The 20,645-nt window shown below is 64.0% G+C and carries 20 protein-coding genes and 1 pseudogene; 6 read left to right on the forward strand and 15 right to left on the reverse strand.

Annotated elements, in window-relative coordinates; genetic code table 11:
- Positions 1 to 54 precede the first annotated feature (54 nt).
- Positions 55 to 348, reverse strand: coding sequence for a hypothetical protein (locus tag AC3RCM_RS03240; protein ID WP_004577004.1), 294 nt, complete (start codon positions 346 to 348; stop codon positions 55 to 57).
- A 77-nt stretch (positions 349 to 425) separates the two neighbouring features.
- Here AC3RCM_RS03240 and pbpC point away from each other — a divergent pair, with 77 nt between their 5' ends.
- Positions 426 to 2,780: a peptidoglycan glycosyltransferase PbpC gene (pbpC, locus tag AC3RCM_RS03245; protein WP_198748331.1), complete on the forward strand. Its 2,355-nt coding sequence runs from the start codon at positions 426 to 428 to the stop codon at positions 2,778 to 2,780.
- A gap of 92 nt (positions 2,781 to 2,872) precedes the next feature.
- Positions 2,873 to 4,537, forward strand: coding sequence for a ShlB/FhaC/HecB family hemolysin secretion/activation protein (locus tag AC3RCM_RS03250; RefSeq protein ID WP_492629369.1), 1,665 nt, complete (start codon positions 2,873 to 2,875; stop codon positions 4,535 to 4,537).
- Between the two features lie 72 nt (positions 4,538 to 4,609).
- Here the strand turns inward: AC3RCM_RS03250 and AC3RCM_RS03255 are convergent, their stop codons facing one another.
- The 8 genes from AC3RCM_RS03255 to AC3RCM_RS03290 form a co-directional block, all read right to left on the reverse strand.
- Positions 4,610 to 5,386 (reverse strand): response regulator transcription factor, encoded by a 777-nt coding sequence (locus tag AC3RCM_RS03255; protein WP_190869729.1) that lies wholly within the window; start codon positions 5,384 to 5,386, stop codon positions 4,610 to 4,612.
- Positions 5,387 to 5,505: 119 nt separating this feature from the next.
- Entirely contained in the window at positions 5,506 to 5,976 is a 471-nt protein-coding gene (locus tag AC3RCM_RS03260; RefSeq protein ID WP_010951848.1) for an A24 family peptidase, read from the reverse strand.
- A gap of 305 nt (positions 5,977 to 6,281) precedes the next feature.
- The gene (locus tag AC3RCM_RS03265) at positions 6,282 to 6,851 is read right to left on the reverse strand and encodes a DUF4136 domain-containing protein (protein ID WP_010951849.1); all 570 of its coding nucleotides are present in this window, start codon (positions 6,849 to 6,851) and stop codon (positions 6,282 to 6,284) included.
- 19 nt (positions 6,852 to 6,870) lie between these two features.
- Positions 6,871 to 7,506 carry a DUF4136 domain-containing protein gene (locus AC3RCM_RS03270; protein WP_014589558.1) on the reverse strand — a complete coding sequence of 212 codons (636 nt, stop codon included), beginning with the start codon at positions 7,504 to 7,506 and terminating at the stop codon, positions 6,871 to 6,873.
- 22 nt (positions 7,507 to 7,528) lie between these two features.
- Positions 7,529 to 8,278, reverse strand: coding sequence for a methyltransferase domain-containing protein (locus AC3RCM_RS03275; protein WP_409319841.1), 750 nt, complete (start codon positions 8,276 to 8,278; stop codon positions 7,529 to 7,531).
- Positions 8,275 to 8,580 carry a MazG-like family protein gene (locus AC3RCM_RS03280; RefSeq protein WP_003255298.1) on the reverse strand — a complete coding sequence of 102 codons (306 nt, stop codon included), beginning with the start codon at positions 8,578 to 8,580 and terminating at the stop codon, positions 8,275 to 8,277. The genes AC3RCM_RS03275 and AC3RCM_RS03280 overlap by 4 nt, the downstream gene beginning before the upstream one ends.
- A 78-nt stretch (positions 8,581 to 8,658) precedes the next feature.
- Positions 8,659 to 9,510 carry a MaoC family dehydratase gene (locus AC3RCM_RS03285; protein WP_003255296.1) on the reverse strand — a complete coding sequence of 284 codons (852 nt, stop codon included), beginning with the start codon at positions 9,508 to 9,510 and terminating at the stop codon, positions 8,659 to 8,661.
- 2 nt (positions 9,511 to 9,512) lie between these two features.
- Positions 9,513 to 10,865 (reverse strand): 3-oxoacyl-ACP reductase, encoded by a 1,353-nt coding sequence (locus AC3RCM_RS03290; protein WP_409319842.1) that lies wholly within the window; start codon positions 10,863 to 10,865, stop codon positions 9,513 to 9,515.
- Positions 10,866 to 10,982: 117 nt separating this feature from the next.
- Between AC3RCM_RS03290 and AC3RCM_RS03295 the strand changes: the two genes are divergently transcribed.
- Positions 10,983 to 12,260: an acetyl-CoA C-acetyltransferase gene (locus AC3RCM_RS03295; protein ID WP_492629370.1), complete on the forward strand. Its 1,278-nt coding sequence runs from the start codon at positions 10,983 to 10,985 to the stop codon at positions 12,258 to 12,260.
- A gap of 89 nt (positions 12,261 to 12,349) precedes the next feature.
- Entirely contained in the window at positions 12,350 to 13,129 is a 780-nt protein-coding gene (locus AC3RCM_RS03300) for an AraC family transcriptional regulator (RefSeq protein ID WP_003255291.1), read from the forward strand.
- Positions 13,130 to 13,224: 95 nt separating this feature from the next.
- Here AC3RCM_RS03300 and AC3RCM_RS03305 read toward each other — a convergent pair whose 3' ends face one another.
- The 5 genes and pseudogenes from AC3RCM_RS03305 to AC3RCM_RS03325 form a co-directional block, all read right to left on the reverse strand.
- On the reverse strand, positions 13,225 to 13,992 hold the full coding sequence (locus tag AC3RCM_RS03305) for a methyl-accepting chemotaxis protein (protein ID WP_370688781.1): 768 nt from the start codon (positions 13,990 to 13,992) through the stop codon (positions 13,225 to 13,227).
- A 138-nt stretch (positions 13,993 to 14,130) separates the two neighbouring features.
- Positions 14,131 to 15,168: pseudogene (locus tag AC3RCM_RS03310) on the reverse strand (cache domain-containing protein); the annotation flags it as partial.
- Positions 15,169 to 15,335: 167 nt separating this feature from the next.
- Entirely contained in the window at positions 15,336 to 15,746 is a 411-nt protein-coding gene (cueR, locus tag AC3RCM_RS03315; RefSeq protein ID WP_004576995.1) for a Cu(I)-responsive transcriptional regulator, read from the reverse strand.
- On the reverse strand, positions 15,743 to 18,142 hold the full coding sequence (locus tag AC3RCM_RS03320) for a heavy metal translocating P-type ATPase (protein WP_492629371.1): 2,400 nt from the start codon (positions 18,140 to 18,142) through the stop codon (positions 15,743 to 15,745). Before AC3RCM_RS03320 ends, cueR begins: the two co-directional genes overlap by 4 nt.
- A 52-nt stretch (positions 18,143 to 18,194) precedes the next feature.
- Complete coding sequence (locus AC3RCM_RS03325) at positions 18,195 to 18,581, reverse strand: hypothetical protein (protein WP_003255287.1); 387 nt, start codon at positions 18,579 to 18,581, stop codon at positions 18,195 to 18,197.
- A 145-nt stretch (positions 18,582 to 18,726) separates the two neighbouring features.
- On the opposite strand from AC3RCM_RS03325, the gene AC3RCM_RS03330 reads away from it, so the two are divergent.
- Together AC3RCM_RS03330 and AC3RCM_RS03335 are read left to right on the forward strand one after the other, a co-directional pair.
- A complete protein-coding gene (locus AC3RCM_RS03330; protein ID WP_014589568.1) occupies positions 18,727 to 18,924 on the forward strand; it encodes a heavy-metal-associated domain-containing protein in 198 nt (65 codons plus the stop codon).
- A 107-nt stretch (positions 18,925 to 19,031) separates the two neighbouring features.
- Positions 19,032 to 20,213, forward strand: coding sequence for a multidrug effflux MFS transporter (locus AC3RCM_RS03335; protein WP_003255285.1), 1,182 nt, complete (start codon positions 19,032 to 19,034; stop codon positions 20,211 to 20,213).
- Here AC3RCM_RS03335 and AC3RCM_RS03340 read toward each other — a convergent pair.
- Entirely contained in the window at positions 20,164 to 20,361 is a 198-nt protein-coding gene (locus AC3RCM_RS03340; protein WP_080574868.1) for a hypothetical protein, read from the reverse strand. The two genes, AC3RCM_RS03335 and AC3RCM_RS03340, sit on opposite strands and share 50 nt — an antisense overlap.
- Positions 20,362 to 20,645 lie beyond the last annotated feature (284 nt).

Here is a 20,645-nt window from a genome sequence, read left to right on the forward strand (position 1 = left end):
GCTGCTGTGCAGCCCTGTCGCGACGCAAGGCCGCTCCCACAAAGACCGCGCAGATCAGTGGATCACCCAGCTCATCACCCACAGCCCCAGCACCAGCCAGATGATTCCGAGGATGATCGAGGCGCGCATGAATGCGCGGATTGCCGAGTACAGCAGCATCAGGCCGATGATCAGGGCCAGGATGCTCAGCAGCGAAGTGTCCATGCCCAAGGTGCGCGACAGGCCATCGATGAAGTTGCCACCGGCATTGGCCAGCAGGTTGAACAACCCGCTCAATGCGTCGACGATGAAGCGGATCAACGACCCCAGTGCCTGGCCCAGCCACTCGAAAAAACCTTCTACATGCATAGTTGCTTCCTGATGAAAAAATCGGCGAGGTTGTCGTCCCAAAGCCTTTGGCCATTACCTGGCCAGGTCGGTTCCCGATGCCAAGCTTAGCGCGACCACGGTGCCGTGCGGGCAGGTTGTTGCGTGCCGCGCTGATCAGTCTGCTGGTGCTCGGCAGCCTGTTCTGGCTGGCAGATCGTATCTGGCCGCTGCCGCTGCCGGGTGATGACCTGGCCCGGGTAGTGCTGGCCGAAGACGGCACGCCCTTGTGGCGCTTTGCCGATGCTGATGGCGTGTGGCGCTACCCCGTAAGCCCTGAAGAGGTTTCGCCGCTTTACCTGCAGGCTTTGCTGACTTACGAGGACCGTTGGTTCTACAACCACCCAGGGGTCAACCCGCTGGCATTGGCCCGCGCGGCCTGGCTGAACCTGCGCGGGGGGCGTGTCGTGTCGGGCGGCAGCACATTGTCGATGCAGGTGGCACGCCTGCTCGACCCGCACGACCGTACCCTGGTCGGCAAACTGCGCCAGCTATGGCGCACCTTGCAGCTGGAATGGCACTTGTCCAAGCGCGACATCCTGCAGATCTACCTGAACCGCGCACCTTTCGGCGGCACGCTTCAGGGCGTGGCGGCAGCCAGCTGGGCGTACCTGGGCAAGTCGCCCCTGCACCTGACACCTGCCGAAGCGGCACTGCTGGCCGTGCTGCCCCAGGCACCCAGCCGGCTGCGCCCGGACCGCCACCCCGAGCGTGCCCAGCGTGCCCGGGACAAGGTGCTGCAGCGCCTGGCTGAATACCAGGTGTGGCCGGCCCAGCAAATTCGCGAGGCGGCCGAGGAGCCGCTGGTGTTGGCGCCACGCCAGGAGCCGGCCCTGGCGCCATTGCTGGCCCGGCGCCTGAACAGCGCTGACAGCCCGCCGCTGATCCGCACCACGCTTGACGCTGCGCTTCAGCGGCGCCTCGAAGACTTGCTGCTGGGCTGGCGCGCACGGCTGCCGGAGCGTACCTCGGCCGCCATTCTGGTGGTCGAAGCGCAGAGCATGGCGGTGCGCGCGTACCTGGGCTCGATAGATTTGTCTGATGAGCGCCGCTTTGGCCATGTCGACATGGTGCGTTCGCTACGTTCGCCCGGCTCTACCCTCAAGCCGTTTCTTTACGGCATGGCGCTGGACGATGGCCTGATCCATTCCGAATCGCTGTTGCAGGATGTTCCACGACGCTATGGCGACTATCGCCCTGGCAACTTCTCCATGGGGTTCAGCGGGCCGGTGTCGGCCAGCTCGGCGCTGGCCCTGTCGCTCAACCTGCCCGCCGTGCAATTGCTGGAGGCCTACGGCCCGAAACGCTTTGCCGCGCAACTGCGCATGGCGGGCATGCCGTTGATACTGCCCCCCCTTGCCGAGCCCAACCTGTCGTTGATCCTGGGCGGTGCCGGCAGCCGGCTGGAGGACCTGGTCGGGGGCTACGCGGCGCTGGCGCGGGGTGGCAACAGTGCGCAGGTGCGTTTGCAGCCACAGGCCCCTCTGGTGGAGCACCGGTTGCTGTCACCGGGGGCGGCGTGGATCATCCGGCGTATCCTCAGCGGCCAGGCGCGCCCGGACCGCGACCCGCACGCCGAACTGGTGCAGCGCCCGCTACTGGCCTGGAAAACCGGCACCAGCTACGGCTTTCGCGATGCCTGGTCGATTGGCGTGGGGCCGCGCTACCTGATCGGCGTATGGATTGGCCGCCCCGACGGTACACCGGTGCCTGGGCAGTTCGGCCTGGCGTCGGCGGCGCCGCTGATGTTGCAGGTGCACGATCTGTTGAGCAATCGCGACAGCCAACGCGGCATCAGCGTCCCGGTAGCGCCGGTACCTGCGAATATCGGCGTTGCGGCGATCTGTTGGCCGCTGGGCCAGCCGATGAGCAAGCAGGACACCAACTGTCGGCGTCAGCGCTTTGCATGGACCCTGGACGGCACCACGCCACCAACCTTGCAGGCAGCCGACCAGCCGCTGGGCCTGGGCTTGCGCGAAAAAGTGTGGGTCAACGAGCAGGGCTTGCGGGTCGATGGTAGCTGCCCGGGCGCCAAGGCTCGTGACATCGCCCTGTGGCCGGCGCCGCTGGAGCCTTGGCTACCCCGTGTCGAGCGGCGCATGGCGCGTTTGCCGGCCATCGACCCGGCCTGCCCGCCGCAGGCGCCGGCCAGCGCACCACCGCTGTCGATCGTCGGCGTGCGCCCAGGCGACAATCTGCGCCGCCCGGCCACCAGCACTGAGCCGTTGCAATTGCAGGTATCTGCCTTGGGTGGTGGTGGACGGCGCTGGTGGTTCCTCAACGGCCAGCCGTTGGGTGAAACCCAGGGGCAGGACAGCTTGTTGCTGCGTTTGCCACAGGTCGGGCAGGCCGAACTCAGCGCGCTGGACGAAAGCGGTCAGACGGCGCGGGTGGCGTTCCAGGTCAGTGAGTAGGTGTTCGACGACAGCCGGGCCAGCACCTACGCTTGCAAGTGACGGGTGTGACCGGCTGGTGCCCCGCAACCCATGGGAACATGGAGTGCCCTATGCGTCCTCTGGTCGTGCCCCTGATGTTGCTGCTTTGGGCACTTGCTGCCCACGCCGACCCGTTGCCGGGGTTTCTCGACAGCCATGAGTACGAGCGGCGTCTGCCCAGCGCCAACCTGCCGATGACGGACTACGCCCCTGTGAGCCCCCGCATACGGTTGGCAGGGGCGGCTATCGACAACCCCGACTGGGCCCCGGCCAACACCCGGCTGGTGCTGCAAAAAGTGCGCTTCGAGGGCGGCACGGTGTTCCCCTTGGGCGACCTGCGTGAACACTATCAGCCGCTGATCGGGCGCGAAACCACGTTGGGTGAATTGCAGCAATACACCCAGCGCCTGACCCAACGCTACCGGCAGGAGGGCTATTTGCTGTCGTATGCCTACCTGCCTCCTCAGGATGTGGCCGATGGCAGGGTCGACGTGGTGCTGGTCGAAGGTTACGTACGTGATTACCGCGTGGACGGCGATATTGGACCGGCCAGTGAGTATTTGCAGCAGTTACTGGCGCGCATTGAGGCCGAGCGCCCACTGACCCGCGAAACGCTGGAGCGCTATCTGGGCCTGGCTACGCGCATGCCAGGGGTCGTGGTAGAGGCCGAACTGGCAATGGCACGGGCTGCCGATGGTGTCGCCCAGTTGACCGTGCATGCGCGACGCACGCCGCTCAGCGCCGCTGTGACCGTGGCCGACTCCAGCCGTGATGCTGCACAGGCCCTGATCACCGTAGCCAGCAATGCCCAGACCCGCCATGGCGAACGTGTCACGGCCAGCTGGCTGCTGCCCCCTGGCAATGACCGGGTCTATTACCAGCGCCTCGATTACAGCCAGTACCTGGACGCCGCCGGTAGCCAACTGCTGCTGTCGGCGTCGCGCTACCGCAGCGAGCCCGGCACGCGCATACGTTTGGACGATGGCCGCGATATCACCCGCGAGCACGACAGTGAGCGCTATGCGATCGGCCTGCGTCAGCCGGTGGTTGTCAGGCCGAATGAGTGGCTGGCGGTGCAGGGCCACCTGTACTCGGTCAGTGAGCATGATGAAGACCGGATGGCCGAGCAGCCAACGTCTCGCAAATACGACACCTATGTGCGGGCGCTGTCATTCGAAGGTGACTGGCGCAAGGTGGAGCAGGGGCGTTTGCGTATCGTCAGTGCCGGGGTCCATCAGGGGCTGGACTACCTGGGGGCACGCAGCGATGCTGACTACGATCTCGACTTCCTTCGCTTGCGGCTTTCCGGTTTGCAGAGCGACACCCTGTTGGAAAACTGGCAGGGGGTGGTGTCCGGGGCGTTGTACTGGAGTGATGATCGCTTGCCCGACAGCGAGCGTGCGGGGTTTGGCGGGCAGAGTTTCGGGCGCGGTTACCCGCGCGATCAGGCGGACGGTGACAAGGGCTGGGGTGTGGCTTACGAGCTCAACTACAGCATGCGCAGTAGCTGGCTTGCGCAGGTTCAGCCCTATGCGGTGGTGGATACCGCTCAGGCCTGGCATAACCGGGGACCGGTGGAGGACGCCCATCTGGCATCGGTGGCGCTGGGTGTGCGGTTAGGGGGTGGGCATGTGTTCAATGTGGCGCTGGAAGTGGCCAAGCCGTTGGCGGATGTTGCGCTGGATAGCCTGGACCGTGGGCCGCGGCTATCGTTGAACCTGGCGATCCAGCTGTAGCAGGCAACTATGGGCTTGCAGGAGCAGCCTTTGCAGCACGAAGCCGCTCCAGATGGTAAGCCGAGCCTTCACTCAATGGGTCGTGAACCGCTGGTGCACGGGTGACGAGCTGGGGGTCAGCGCCAGAGCCAGCTGGGTGCGGTTGTGCATATGCGTCAAACGCAATACCTGAGACACATACAGCTTCACGGTGTTTTCGGTAATGCCCAGTTCGCAGGCGATCTGGTAATTGGTCTTGCCCTTGCCTACCAGGCGCGCTACTTCCAGCTGGCGTGGTGACAGTTTCTCGAACGCTGCTGGCAGCTCGCTTTCGCTTTCTTCTGCATCACTGGCACGCCGGTGGGTGCCTTGGCCACGGGCTTTTTCCAGGTCCTGATACAGTTCGTCCACCGACTCGGCCAGTTCCTGCAAGCGCTGGTTCAACCCACCCAGATCACGAAGGTTGCGCTGGCGCTCCAGCAAAGCCGCTTCTTGCCGACGGACGCCTGCCAACAGTTCATCAAGGTCCATCGGCTTCTGGTAGTAATCGGCAAACCCTTCGCGTATCGCCCGGATCAAGTCCTGTTTCTCGGCACGCCCTGTCAACATGATGGCTTCGAACGTGCGCTGGCTGCCGTTGATTTCCTTCAAGGCGCGCACCAGCTCGATGCCATCCCGATCGGGCATATGCAGGTCACAGATGAGCAAGCCGATGGTCGGGTCTGCCACATAGTGCTCGATGGCTTCGTCGGTTGAGAGGGCTGTAACGCAGGCATAGCCCTTGGTTTGAAGGAATTCACTCAGCTGTTCGACAATGACCGGTTGGTCATCAACCACCAACACCTTTACTTCACTCACTGATCTGGACACGATCAACTCCCTGTTCTTATACAGCCCTGCTCCCGTGCCAGACGCTCTGGCAGCTTAAAAGTAGTCGCACTCAGCGAATATGTACAAGGTCTGTACAAGTCATCGGACCACTGGAAGGGTTATTGGATCCATACGGCCGTTAGAAGAAAACCTGATAACACATAGGGGACGAATGCCTGCTTGTCGCCCATTTCTTCGGTCAGGGCCTGCAAACGCTTCTTTACCTTGGGGTTGAGCAGAGTCCACAGGCGGCGGCGGGTCAGTAGCCAGACCAGTACAGTGACACCCGCGCCAATGAAGGTGCCGAGCACATATTGCGGGCTGGTGGCCAGGGCCAGGGCGCCCATCAGCTTGACGTCGTCGGCGCCGAAGCGGCCGAGCATGTAGCCTGGCAGGGTCAGCAGCATGACGATGGCCAGCGCCCAACCGGCCTCGCTGGCTTCGGCGCCTATCCAGCTGTGACCGGTGCTGAACAGCCAGGCCAGGGCGCAGCCAGCCGCCCCCAGGGTCAGCACGTTGGATATCTGGCGTTGACGCACATCCTGTTCGGAGCACAAGGCAAGCCACAGCAGGAGAACAATGCTTTGCATTGGCAGGTCGCCTTTCCCAAATGTTGAACACTTCTACCCGGTCAGTCAGGTTTCCTTAAAAGAAGATAGACGGGAACGTGCGGGGGAGTGCGGTTGGCATCGGAAAAAAGGCGTGCGTGGAATGGATTTTGTCGTAGCTGACACAGGCCAGGCCGGTGACGCAGTCGTACTCGGAATCGCCATCTATGTAGGCGTGGGTTCACCCGCGACCATCCGCGAAGCCGGTGCCATGCACCGGGCCAATTGCTTCGCGGATAAACCCGCTCCCGCCGGGCCACGGTGCATGCAAAAGCCGCGTTCCAACGCTATTTTTTGCTGCCCGGTGGGTAGTTGCCCAGCACCTTGGCCACGGTATTGCGGATTGCGCTGTTGCGTTCTTCCGGGCTTGGCGGGTAGTTGTTCATGATCTGCTCGGCACTGCCGCGCCATACCAGCTTGCCGTCACGCCCATCGAACATGTCGACCTGGATGGTGGCGACCTTGTAGTCGACACTGCGGGTTTCGTTGTACATCGGGCCACCCCAGTAGCCGCCCCAGTAGCCACCCCAGCCACCGCCGTAGTTGGTGGTGATCTGTTGTTGGCGCTGCTCCACGATCAGGTATGTGCGTACTGTCAGGTCGGGCCGCGCTCCGCCTTGTACCGGGCGCAGGCCGCGCTGGTCGAGTTGGTCTGCCACCGCCTGGCGAATGCGCTGCTCGGTGAGGTCGCTCTTGATCCGTGGGTCATCCGGGCGGTACTGCAGGCCTGGCTCCTGCCATGCCCAACTACGGTAGGCGGCAAAATCGCGGCTGGCATCGAAATCCTGCTGGACGTTGTTGCTGGAGCAGGCAGCGAGCAACAACGCGAATGACAGTAGAACGAGACGGCGCAACATGATGGTTCTCCGTTAGCTATTAACTGGGAGGATAGCCGCTGAGCGCCTTGTGCACAGAGTCGCGCAAGGCACTTTCGCGTTCGCGGGGCGAGTCCTTGTTGCTGCTGCTTTCGGCGCTGGCGCTCCAGACCGGCTGGCCGCTGCGGGCGTCGTACAGGTCGATGCGCACCACCAGGACTTCGACCTCGTAGGTACGCACGATGGGCACGCTGGCATAGCCTCCATAACCGTGGCGGTAGCCGCCATAGCCGACACCTCCATAGGGGTACGGCCCGTAGTAGGGGTCGTAGGTGTCGTAGTCACGCACTTGGCGCAAGCGTTTTTCCAAGCGCATATCGGCGCTCACCAGCAAGTCGCCAGGGCCTGCGCGAGAGGGGCGCAGGCCATGCTGGTCGAGCGCACCGCTGACGGCATCGGCCAGTTGCGCCGGGTCGGCATCGACAGCGCCGCTGGGCAACTGGCCATTGCGCCAGCTCCAGCTGCGGTAGTGCCCATAATCACGAGCGGGCGCAGGGTAAGCACTGGCGTCGAAGGTGGTGGCCGCCTGGGCGGGGGCCGGTGGTAACGGGCGGCTGCTGGCCACATACGGGTTGCTGCCCTGGCAGCCAGCCAGGGCAATGGGCAGCAGGGCCAGGCACAACAGACGGTACGGCATGTGTTTCTCCCGGCGCGGCGGATTAGCGGGGGCGGCAAACCCAGTGCAGGTAGCGGCCAAGCCCGGCGAAGGTGGGGTGGCGCCGGTGGGCCAGTTCCATTTCCAGCAGGTCGAGCAGCTCGGCCTTGCCCTGGAATTCCTTGGGCATATAGTCGTGAAACACCCGCACGCCGCTTTCGCTTTCAACCAGCCACATAAGCTCAAGTTGCGCCTTGAGTTCGCGTGGATCAAGCGGTTTCTGTGGGGTCAGGCTCTGCTTTTCACCTTCCAGCCGGTTGCTGCGCAACTTGCGGAAATGGCCCTTGAGCAGGTTGCGATAGACCAGGGCGTCGCGGTTGTAGAAGGCCAGCGATAACCAGCCGTCGGGGGCCGTGAGCTGGTGCAGCACCGGCAGGATGCTCTCGGGTTCGGCCAGCCATTCGAGCACGGCGTGGCAGAGCACCAGGTCGTAGCGCTCGGTCAGTTGGCCGAGCAGGTCTTGCCAGGGCGCCTGGATGAAGGTCGCGGTCTGGCCGGCTTCGGCAAAGCGTGCCTTGGCGCCGTCGAGCATGGGCGCCGCAGGTTCGGCCAGGGTCAGCTGGTGGCCGCGCTCGGCCAGCCACAAGGCCATGTGGCCCAACCCGGCGCCGATGTCGAGGATGCGTAGCGGGCGGTCGGGTAGCGCTTCGGCCAGGTCGGCCTGCAGCACGGCCAGGCGGATCGCACCCTTGGCGCCGCCATAGATCTTTTCGGCAAAGCGGGTGGCCAGCTCATCGAAATGACGGTCGTTCATCGGGCGAAGCGCCTCTCGCTGTCGGCCAGCTTGGCACGCACCACCTGGTCCATGTCCAGACCCAGTTCGCTGCACAGCAGCAACAGGTAGAGCACCACGTCACCGATCTCCTGGCCGGCGTGGGCGAGTTTGTCGGCAGGCAGCTGGCGCGATTCGTCCTCGCTCAGCCACTGGAAGATTTCTACCAGTTCGGCCATTTCGACGCTGGCGGCCATGGCCAGGTTCTTCGGGCTGTGGAAGCCGCGCCAGTCGTTGGTATCGCGGATCTGATGCAGGCGTTGGGTGAGTTCTTGCAGGTTCATCGGGGGTCTCCTATTGCTGCATAGCTTCTGCCCAGGCCCGATGCAAAGCAAGCGTATACCGCCAGGACAGGCCCGGCCCTACAGGCACTCCCAACGGCCGACCATATGCAGCACGTCCCCGTGCCCGTCCAGGCGCAGTTGGCCCGAAGGGCCCGCTTCACTGGCACTGAGCACCACCTCTGAAGGCAACCTGACCGGCTTGCGGAAGTCCACCTCAAAGGCAAAGCCACTGTGCGGCAAGTGCCCGCGCAGCGCGGCCAAGGCCATTGCCTTGGTCCACATGCCATGGGCAATGGCCGTTGGAAAGCCGAACAACCGCGCACTGACAGCACTGAGGTGGATAGGGTTGTAATCCCCGCACACCTTGGCATATCGCCGGCCGATATCACTGTCGGCATACCAGCGGGTGGCCTCGGGCAATGAATCAGGCGCCGTGTCGGCGGGCTCACTTGCCTCGCCTTCCAGGGTCAAGCCACGCACCAACATGCGGCTGGTCTCGCGCCAGAGCAGGCCGATGCCATCTTCAGCCTCGGTGACCAGGTCGAAGGTGCCCCCTTTGGCATGGCGCTGCAGGTTGTGCGCGTACACCGCAAAGCGCAGCCCTTCGACAGCACCAAGCGGGCGCAGCACTTCGATGCGGTTGTGCAGGTGTACCAGACCCAGCAGCGGGAAGGGGAAATCATCGGCTGTCATCAGCTGCAATTGCAGGGCAAACGCCATCACATGAGGATAGGTCCCCGGCAGGCGGCCATCATCGGGAAAGTGGCAAAGCCTTCGATAGGCACCCAGATTGCCCGGTTGGACCCGCATGAAACAGCGCAGGCCATCGTCCGGCAGCCGGTCGCCGCTGATGGAGCGTTTGCTGGCTGCGCGCAGGTACAGGCTGGCGCGGGCGGCAGGGTTGTGCAGGTCGTGCCATTGTCGGCTCATGTTCAAGCCCCCATCAGTGCCTGGCCGCACACCCGCAGCACCTGGCCGTTGACCGACCCGGAGCCTGGCTGGCTGAGCCACGCAATGGCTTCGGCGACATCCTGCGGGCGCCCACCCTGGCCCAGCGAACTCAAGCGCCGGCCCGCCTCGCGCAGGCCCATGGGCATGGCTGCAGTCATGTGGGTTTCGATGAAGCCGGGGGCGATGGCGTTGATGCTGCCACCGCGCTCGGCAAGCCGTGGCGCCCAGGCCTGGGCCAGGCCGATCAGCCCGGCCTTGCTCGCGGCATAGTTGGCCTGCCCGCGGTTGCCGGCAATGCCGCTGACCGAGGCCAGCAGGGTGATGCGCGCGTTTTCCCCCAGCGCGCCGTTGTCATACAACGCCTGGGTGAGCACTTGCGGTGCCTTGAGGTTCACGGCCAGCACGGCGTCCCAGTATTCCGGCGTCATGTTGGCCAGCGTCTTGTCGCGGGTGATACCGGCGTTGTGCACCACGATATCGATGCCGTCGGGCAGGGCCGCGAGCAGTTGCGTTGCCGCATCGCTCGCGCATATGTCCAGTGGCAGTGCCTTGCCGCCGAGGCGTGCTGCGAGGGCGTCGAGGTCCTGGCTGGCCTGCGGTACATCCAGCAGCAGCACATCGGCGCCGTCCCGTACCAAGGTTTCCGCAATGGCGGCGCCGATGCCGCGCGCAGCCCCCGTGACCAGCGCACGGCGGCCGCCGAGTGGGCGGGTCCAGTCCTCCACCTGGCTGGTGCAGGCTTGCAGGCGCAGTACCTGGCCAGAGATGAAGGCACTCTTTGGCGAGAGGAAGAAGCGCAGGGCGCCTTCCAGCTGATCTTCGGCACCGGGGGCGACATACAGCAGCTGGGCAGTCGCGCCATTGCGCAGTTCCTTGGCCAGTGAGCGGCTGAAGCCCTCAAGGGCACGCTGTGCAACGCTGGCCAGTGGGTCGTCGAGGCCTTCCGGTGCACGGCCCAGCACCAGTACATGGGCGCATGGGGCCAGGCTGCGTAACAGCGGCTGGAAAAATTCACGCAACTGCTTCAGTGCATCGCTGTCGGACAAGTGACTGGCATCGAAGACCACGGCCTTGATTTTCGGCCCCAGGCCGGCCACCCAGGCTTCAGCCTGCAGGTTGTCGGCATTGAAGCTGTATACCTCGTCAGTGAGGCGCGGGGCGATGGCTTCGACCTGCGTCGCCAGTGGCCCGCCACCCAGTACCAGGGCACCTTCCACCGGCCGCAGGCGGCCAGCCTGCCAGCGCTCCAGTGGCGCCGGGCGTGGCAGGCCAAGGGCATCCACGAGGCGGCGGCCGAGATTGGAGTTGGCAAAACCGAGGTAGCGATCGCTCATGAGGGGTCTCCCGAAAGGCAAGCTTGAAAGTGTGGACCAACTTTGCGGCAGGGTCGTTCGAATGCGGTAAAAACACCTAGGCTGTACCGAACAAATTGTTTCAGGAGGAACACGCGCATGCGTTCAACTCGCCGGGTCGCGATCCTGGGCGGCAACCGGATCCCTTTCGCCCGCTCCAATGGCGCCTACGCTACAGCCAGCAACCAGGCGATGCTCACGGCCGCGCTTGAAGGCTTGATCGAACGCTATCGCCTGCACGGGCTGCGGTTGGGCGAGGTGGTGGCCGGTGCCGTGCTCAAGCACTCGCGCGACATGAACCTGACCCGCGAGTGCGTGTTGGGTTCGCGCCTGTCACCGCAGACCCCGGCCTATGACATCCAGCAGGCCTGCGGTACCGGGCTGGAGGCTGCGCTGCTGGTAGCCAACAAGATTGCCCTGGGGCAGATCGACTGCGGTATTGCAGGCGGTGTCGATAGCACCTCCGATGCGCCGATCGCCGTCAACGAAGGCTTGCGCCATATATTGCTGCAGGCCAACCGTGGCAAAAGCCTTGGCGAACGGTTAAAGCCCTTCCTCAAGCTGCGGCCTCATCACCTGAAACCCGAGCTGCCACGCAATAGCGAGCCGCGTACGGGGTTGTCGATGGGCGAGCATTGCGAGCGCATGGCCCACACCTGGCGCGTTGGCCGCGCCGAGCAGGACGAATTGGCGCTGCTTAGCCACCAGAAGCTGGCCGCTGCCTATGCCGAGGGTTGGCAGGACGACCTGTTGACGCCGTTTCTTTCGCTGGCACGGGACAACAACCTGCGCCCCGACCTGAGCCTTGAGCAGTTGGCCGGACTCAAACCAGCCTTTGACCGCAGCGGGCAGGGCACGTTGACGGCGGGTAATTCCACGCCGTTGACCGATGGTGCTTCGCTGGTGCTGTTGGGCAGCGAGGCGTGGGCGCAGCAGCAGGGGTTGCAGGTGCTTGCCTATCTGGTGGATGGCGAAACCGCCGCGGTGGATTTTGTCACGGGGCGCGAAGGGTTGTTGATGGCGCCGGTGTATGCCGTGCCGCGCTTGCTGGCACGCAATGGCCTGACGCTGCAGGACTTTGACTACTACGAAATCCACGAAGCCTTTGCGGCCCAGGTGCTGTGCACGCTCAAGGCCTGGGAATATGCCGATTACTGCCGTGAGCGGTTGGGCCTGGAGGCGCCGCTTGGCGCGATCGACCGCAGCAAACTCAATGTCAGGGGCAGTTCGCTGGCGGCCGGGCACCCGTTTGCGGCAACCGGTGGGCGGATATTGGCCAACCTGGCCAAGCTGTTGGCGACGGCGGGTAAGGGGCGCGGGCTGATTTCGATCTGTGCGGCAGGCGGGCAGGGGGTGACCGTTATCGTCGAGCGTTGAAGCACCTCCAGGGTAACGGCAGAGGCGGCGAGTGCCTCGATCATGATCCAGCTGTTAGGCTTGTCTGGTCAGAACTAAAAGAAAATACCATGCCGATCATCGGACACCCCCGCGCTATCCCCGCGCTGGAACACCTGCCCAGACCGCTCTACGCCCGTGCCGAAAGCCTTGGCGCCGGTTCGTGGACTACCCGCCACCAGCACGACTGGGTGCAGTTCTCCTACGCCATCAGCGGTGTACTTGGCGTGTACACACGCGACGGCAGTTACTTTGCCCCACCGCAGTGGGGGGTGTGGATCCCTGCCGATGCCGAGCATGAAGTGGTCACCTCGATGCAAGCCGAGATGCGCAGCCTGTATGTGCGCCGCGATGCCTGCCCATGGGCGCCGGAACAATGCCGAGTGCTGGAAGTCACGCCGCTGGCGCGCGAGCTGATCAAGCAGTTCTGCCTGTTCCCGGCAGATTACCCAGAGGACGACAGCGCCGAATCGCGTCTGGTGGCAGTGCTGCTCGATCAGTTGCGCACCTTGCCGGAAGTCGGTTTTTCGCTGCCGTTGCCCCGCCACCCTGGTTTGCTGGCGCTGTGCAATGGCTTGATCGCTGCACCAGACCAGCCGCAGACCTTGCAGCAGTGGGCGCGGGAGCTGGGGTGTTCGGAGAAGACGCTGATGCGGCTGTTTCAACGGGAGACCGGCTTGAGCTTTCGTAATTGGCGCCAGCGCATGCGGCTGTTGTCGTCGCTGGCGTTGCTGGAGGCGGGGGAGAATGTGACCGAGGCGGCGCTGGGGTGTGGGTATGACTCCACCTCGGCCTACATTGCGGCATTCAAGCAGCTGTTTGGCGCGACACCGGGGGAGTTGAAGCTTTAGTTCAGGGTTACTTGTGCCGGCCTCTTCGCGGTAAACCCGCGCCTACGGAGGGCGCGTTACCACCCGCGAAAAGGGCCGGCACAGGCCATGCATCATCAGGTGCGGAACCTGCGCACCAGCGTATCCAGCTCATTGGACAGCCCAGCCAGGCTCTCGGAGTCCTGGCGCGCCGCCTGGGCCAGCTCGGCCACCAACTGCGCATCCCCGTGAATCTGGCTGATGTGCCGGTTGATGTCCTCAGCCACCTGATGCTGCTCTTCGGCGGCCGTGGCGATCTGGGTGTTCATGTCGCGGATCACGTCCACCGACTCACGGATCTGCCCGAAGCTGTCGCGGGCCAGGCCAATGCGGCTGACCGACTGCTGCGACACTTCCAGGCTGGCGTGCATCTGCTCGGCCACTTCGGCGGTACGGCTGGCCAGGTTGCCCAGCAAACCGTCGATTTCGGCGGTGGAGTCGGCAGTACGCTTGGCCAGCGCCCGCACTTCGTCGGCCACCACGGCAAAGCCGCGGCCCTGTTCACCGGCACGGGCCGCTTCGATGGCGGCGTTCAGGGCCAGCAGGTTGGTCTGTTCGGCAATCGAACGGATGGTGCCGAGGATCGACTGAATGGCGTTGCTGTCACGCTCCAGCTGTTGGATCGACTGGGCCGATTGCTCGATTTCGTGGCTCAGGCGATCAACGCTGTGTACCGCCGCATCGATCTGCTGCTGCCCTTCGCGGGCCTGCTGCTGGCCGCTGTCGGCCGACTGCGCCGCCTGGCTGCAGGACCGTGCCACTTCATTGGCGGTGGCGACCATTTCGTGGAATGCGGTGGAAACCATGTCCACGGCTTCGCGCTGGCGGCCGGCCGCCTCGGCCATGTCGCTGGAGACGCGGGTCGAGCTGCTGGACGTGCTGAGGATCTTGCTGGCAGCAGTGCCGATGTGCTGGATCAGGCTGCGAATGGCACCGAGGAACTGGTTGAACCAGTTGGCCAGTTGCGCGGTTTCGTCGCGGCCGCGGATTTCCAGGTTGCGGGTCAGGTCACCCTCACCTTGGGCAATGTCTTCCAGGCCATTGGTGACGCTGTTGATCGGGCGCACGATCAGTTTGGCGAAGGCCGCACCGACCACCGCGAACAGCGCGGCCAACACCACAGCGATGACACCGATCAGCCAGGTGAGCCGGGTGGTGGTCTGCATCACTTCGCTTTGTTCGATCAGGCCGATGAAGGTCCAGCCCAGCTGCTGGTCGGGGTAGACGTTGGCCATGTAGTGCACGCCATTGAGTTCGACCTCGACCAGGCCTTTGCCGGCTTTGGCCAGCTTGGCATAGCCGTCGCCAAAGCTTCCCAGCTGCTTGAAATTGTGTGTGGCATCGCGCGGGTCGACCATCACGTTGCCGTTGCTTTCCACCAGCATCAGGTAGCCGCTTTCGCCCAGTTTGATCTGCTTGACGATCTCGGTCAGGCCCTTGAGCGACACGTCGATGTTGACCACGCCGCCGGGGTTGCCTAGCTGGTTGGCCACGGTGCGCACGGTGCTGACCAGCACCGCATCGTCGGCGGCCCAGTAGTAGGCGCCGGTACGCAGTGTCTTGCCAGGGTTGGCCATGGCAAGTTGGTACCAGGGGCGGGTGCGTGGGTCATAATTGACAAACTTCTGGCCGGCCGGCCAGCCGGTGTAGCCGCCGTCACTCACCCCGTAGGACAGGTAGGCGTAGGCGGGATGTGAGTTGGCCAGGCGAGTCATGAAGTCGAGAATTTTGCTGGCCTGCTCGCCCAGTTCGTAAGACGGGGTTGCGCTCATGTACTTGTTCAGCTCGCTGCCCGTGGCGGCAACCATTGGCTGGGAAGCCATGTACTCGACGTTCTGGTTGATCCCCTGGAAGAAGATGTTCATCGCATTGCTGACCTGGCGGATTTCCCGGCTGCTGCTGTCGAGGAATCCGTCGCGGGCTTCGCCGCGCAGGTTGATGACCACCAGGGTGGCCACCAGAACGATGGGCAAGCCGGCGATGACCGCGAATGCCCAGGTCAATTTCTGTTTGATGCTCATCGACGCTCCCGGAATTGTTATTTTCGACACACGAGGCAGGTAGCATCTACATCGGCAGCATCCGGGTTTTATGAAGCCAAAACGCCCGTATTTATTGGATAAAGTCGTGGTTGGTGACTAATCGGTCGTGTTTGGACATTTATGGCATGCCAAACGCTCGTGGCAGCTCAGTGACAGCAGCTGCCTGCAGCACCATTGGCCAGGTCTTTGAGGATCGGGCAGTCCGGGCGGTCGTCACCCTGACAGTGCGAAACCAGCTCGCCGAGGGTGTCGCGCAGGCTCACCAGCTCCTCGATACGCCGGTTCAGTTCATCGATGTGGTGCATGGCCAGCGCCTTCACATCGGCGCTGGCACGTTGGCGGTCCTGCCACAAGGTCAGCAACTTGCCGACCTCCTCGAGGGAAAAGCCCAGGTCGCGGGAGCGTTTGATGAAGGCCAGGTTGTGCAAGTCTTGCGCCTGGTACAGGCGGTAGCCGCTGTCGCTGCGAGTGGCGGGTTTGAGCAGGCCGATGGACTCGTAGTAACGGATCATCTTGGTGCTGAGCCCGCTGCGGCGGGCGGCCTGGCCGATGTTCATGGCGCCTCCTGGGTGCTGCTGGTGGGTTTCCACGTTTTAAGCCACAGTGCATTGCTGACGACGCTGACACTGGACAGGGCCATGGCGGCACCTGCCAGGACCGGGTTGAGGTAACCCAGCGCGGCGAGTGGAATGCCGATCAGGTTGTAGATGAAGGCCCAGAACAGGTTCTGGCGGATCTTCGCGTAGGTCTTGCGGCTGATTTCCAGCGCGGCGGGCACCAGGCGCGGGTCGCCACGCATCAGGGTGATGCCGGCGGCCTGCATGGCCACGTCGGTACCGCCACCCATGGCAATGCCGATGTCGGCCGCGGCCAGCGCCGGTGCATCGTTGATGCCATCGCCAACCATGGCGACCACCCCATCCTGCTTGAGCGCGGCCACGGTCGCGGCCTTGTCGGCCGGTAGCACTTCGGCGTGCACATCGTCGATGCCCAGTGCCTCGGCAACCACGTTGGCGCTGCCACGGTTGTCACCGGTCAGCAGGTAGCTGCTGATGTGTTGGGCGTGCAGGGTTTCGATGGCCTGCGCGGCGCCAGGCTTGAGGCTGTCACCAAAGGCGAACAGGCCCACCACTCTCGGTTGCTTGCCGCGCTCGATCAGCCACGACAGTGTGCGCCCTTCAGCTTCCCAGGCCAGAGCCTGGGCGGCCAACTCGCCGGGCTGCAGACCGCTTTCGTCAAGCAGTCGGCGGTTGCCCAGCGCCAGTTCACGGCCCTCAACGCGACCGGCAATGCCGCGCCCGGTCAGCGACTGGCTGTCGGCAACGGTTGGCACGTCCAGCCCTTGCTCTGCACAGGCCACCAGCACCGCCTTGGCCAGCGGGTGTTCACTCCCACGCTGCAGGGCGCCGGCCAGGCGGTGAAGGTCGGCGCTGTTGCCGTCCAGCGCCTGGCTGTGAACCACCCGCGGGCTGCCGGAGGTGAGGGTGCCGGTTTTGTCGAACACTACGCGGTTGACCGCATGGGCACGCTCCAGGGCTTCGGCATCCTTGATCAGGATGCCGTGGCGGGCGGCGACCCCGGTGCCGGCCATGATCGCGGCGGGCGTGGCCAGGCCGAGGGCGCAGGGGCAGGCGATGACCAGCACGGCGACGGCGTTGATCAGCGCGGTTTCCAGCGGTACCCCAGCCAGCCACCAGCCAATCAGGGTGATCAGCGCCAGTACCAGCACGGCCGGGACGAACACCTGGCTGACACGGTCGACCAGCTTCTGGATCGGCGCTTTGGCGGCCTGGGCGTCTTCCACCAGGCGGATGATGCGCGCCAGCACGGTCTCGGTGCCCAGTGCCTGGGTACGCACCAGCAGCCGGCCTTCGCCATTGATGGCGCCACCGGTGACGCTGTCGCCGGGTTGCTTGGGCACTGGCAGGCTCTCGCCGCTGATCAGGGCCTCATCGGCATGGCTGCTGCCGTCTTCGACCACGCCGTCGACCGGGAAGCGTTCGCCGGGCTTGACCAGTACCAGGTCGCCCACGCGCAAGTGGGCGATGGCCACGTCCTCTTCCACGCCGTCGACCACGCGCAGGGCGCGTTCCGGGCGCAGGGCTTCGAGGGCTCGGATGGCACTGGCGGTCTGGCGTTTGGCGCGGCTTTCCAGGTACTTGCCCAGCAATACCAGGGCAATCACCACGGCTGAGGCTTCGAAGTACAGGTGCGGAGCCATGCCGGCGGGAGCCTGTGCCCATTGGTACAGGCTCAGGCCATAACCAGCGCTGGTGCCCAGGGCCACCAGCAGGTCCATGTTGCCGGCGCCGGCGCGCACGGCCTTCCAGGCTGCAATGTAGAAGCGGGCACCGAGAATGAACTGCACGGGTGTGGCCAGCAGGAACTGCGCCCAGGCGGGTAGCATCCAGTGCAAGCCGAACGGTTGTACCAGCATGGGTAATACCAGCGGCAGGGCCAACAGCAAGGCTGCACCGACTGCCAGGCGCTCGTTGCGCAGGCGGCGCTGGACAGCGCTTTGGTCGTCCTTGGTCGATTGCGGCAGGCTGGCGCTGTAGCCTGCCTTCTGCACAGCGTCGATCAGCAGGTTGTCATCAAGGGCGGCAAGCACTTCGAGGTGCGCGCGTTCGCTGGCCAAGTTGACGCTGACCTGCTCGACCCCGGCCAATTTGCCCAGGGCGCGCTCTACTCGGCCGACACAACTGGCGCAGGTCATGCCGCCTATCTGCAGTTCGAGGGTGCGGGTTGGTACCCCGTAACCGGCCTCGCGCACGGCTTCGACCAAGGCTGGCAGGCTGGCAGGCGGGGCCAGAACCCGAGCTTTTTCAGTGGTGAGGTTTACGCTGACCTGTTCAGCGCCGGTGACCTTGCGCAGGGCGCGCTCGACCCGGCCAGCACAGCTGGCGCAGGTCATGCCGGAGATCGGCAGGTCGTATGTGGTGGATGCGGGCATGGCTCTCCTCCTTGGACAGGTCTCCAGCATCAACCTTGCCACGCAGGCAAGGTCAATAGCCCAGGTCGGCTCGTTTCAACTCCAGCCCATATTGCCCCATGGCGATGCGGTATTTGTTGATCTGGCCCGCCTGCAGATTCAAACGCGTGCTGCGCTGGTCCTCTATACCTGCGGCGCAACCCGGCATTTGCCCAGGCAGCAGGCGCAGGCGCACATCCACCGGGCCAGGCGGCAGGTTGAACGAGGTGGACTGCTCCTGGAAAACGCGCCCGGAAAGCTGGTCGTTGAGGTACACGCCGATTTCGCAACTGGTGGCCACTTCCAGGCGCTCCCGGGAAATGATCAGTACGCTGTAGGCCGAGTTGCCCTCGGCGAATGCCGGTGGCACCACAGCCAGCGCGCCCAAGAGCCCGACGACGCCCAATGCTGCCCTGAACATGAAAAATCTCCTGCTTGCCTGATCGTCAAAGGCGCAGCTTGGCCGACGCGGACGCGGATTTCCACCCCGGGCGTTGCAGGCAGGGCTTGACCTTGCCCTGATGGCAAGCTTGAGACTTGTGAAAAACCTGAAGGAGGTAACCCCCATGCAAGTGTTCAATGTGCAAGGCATGACCTGCGGCCATTGCGTGAAAGCCGTGACCCGCGCGGTGCAGGAGCAGGATGCGGCAGCCAGGGTGGAAGTTGATCTGGCGGGCAAACAGGTGCGTGTGCAGAGCGAGTTGGCGCAGGAGCAGATCCTCACTGCGATTCGGGATGAGGGGTATCAGGCTGAACTCGCCTGAAGACCTGATTGCTCCCTCCGGGGCTAACAGTGTTGCAAATCTTTTCACATTGACAGGGTCCACAGCAGGTAGAATCAGTCACTTGCTTAGCCTGCTATGGATTCCTGATGAACCTGCGAATGGTGCTCATCCTGGGCGCACTCAGTGCGTTCGGGCCCTTGGCGATCGACTTCTACCTGCCAGCCTTTCCGGCCATGGCGCAAGCGTTCGCCACCGATGAAAAACACGTCCAGGCCACGTTGGCCGCCTACTTCCTGGGCCTGTCTATCGGGCAGTTGGCCTATGGGCCGGTTGCCGACCGCTTTGGCCGACGCAAACCGCTGATGTTCGGCGTTACGCTGTTCACCCTGGCATCACTGGCCTGTGCCTACGCCCCCAACCTCGATACCTTGGTGGTGGCGCGTTTCATCCAGGCACTGGGTGGTTGTGCCGGCATGGTGCTTTCGCGGGCCATCGTCAGCGACAAGTGCGACCCGGTAGCTTCAGCCAAAGTGTTTTCGCAACTGATGCTGGTCATGGGCTTGGCGCCGATCCTGGCACCGATGCTGGGTGGGGTGCTGGTGAACCTGGCCGGCTGGCAGTCGATCTTCCTTGCTCTGAGCCTGTTCAGTGCTGGCTGCCTGCTTGCGGTAAGCCTGGGCCTGCCGGAAAGCCTGCCCGAGCATATACCCCGCCAACCGCTATCTGGCGCTTTACGCCAATACCTGCGGCTGCTGGCTGACCGGGTTTTCCTCGGCCATGCCCTGACCGGCGGTATCGCCATTGCCGGCATGTTCGCCTATATCGCCGGTTCACCTTTCGTGTTCATCAAACTGTATGGCGTGCCCGCTGAGCACTACGGCTGGCTGTTCGGTACCAACGCCGCAGGTTTTATTCTGGTGGCGCAGGTGAACGCCCGCCTGCTGGCCAAACGCGGGCCGGCCTTCCTGCTGGGCCGTGCGGTGTGGCTGTATCTGGTTGCGGGCCTGGTGCTGTTGGGCGTGGCGGCGTTGCGCCCTGCGCAATTGTGGCCGCTACTGGTGCCGCTGTTCATCTGCATCGCCAGCCTTGGTTGCATCATTCCCAATGCTTCGGCCTGCGCCATGAGTGGACAGGGCGCGCGTGCCGGCAGCGCGTCGGCACTGATGGGCTGCGTGCAGTTCAGCGTAGCTGCGGGTGCTGCGGCGCTGGTCGGGCTGCTGCATGATGGCAGTGCGGTGCCAATGGCAATCGTGATCAGCCTGTGCGGGGCGCTGGTGGTCAGTGTCGCGCTGTTGACCCGGCGTCTGCAGGCCAAGGCTCCCGCATGAGCGGGTGAGGTGCCTGCAGCCGGGTTTCCAGCGTGGCGACGAAGGCGCGCGCCTCAGCCTCGCTGCGGAAACTGACCACATGCTGATCGAGCTGGACTTGCCAAGGGCAGGCGGGGTTTCGGCTCGACGCACTTACGATAATTTTCATCGCTGCATACCTCCAGGAAGGGGAGCCGCTCAAGTGTAGCGCTGGCCCGCCAGCCTGCCATGACACGGCTTCAGCGTCCTGACTGACGGTAAGTGTGCGCATTTCCCTGGTGGTGTTTCCTACTTTGGGCGCAATGCCCGCAAACCCGCAGAACCTTCGCTTTGTTTCGCGCTATTTGTGGAAGGTTGCTGTGGGCCACATCTGAAATGGCTGCAAGTTTGTTTTCATCAAGATGTTTCAGCGCGTTTGTGTGGGCGTACCGGTGCCTTGGTTGACTTGGTTCC

It is taken from the genome of Pseudomonas sp. GW823-FHT05G12, assembly GCF_058795575.1.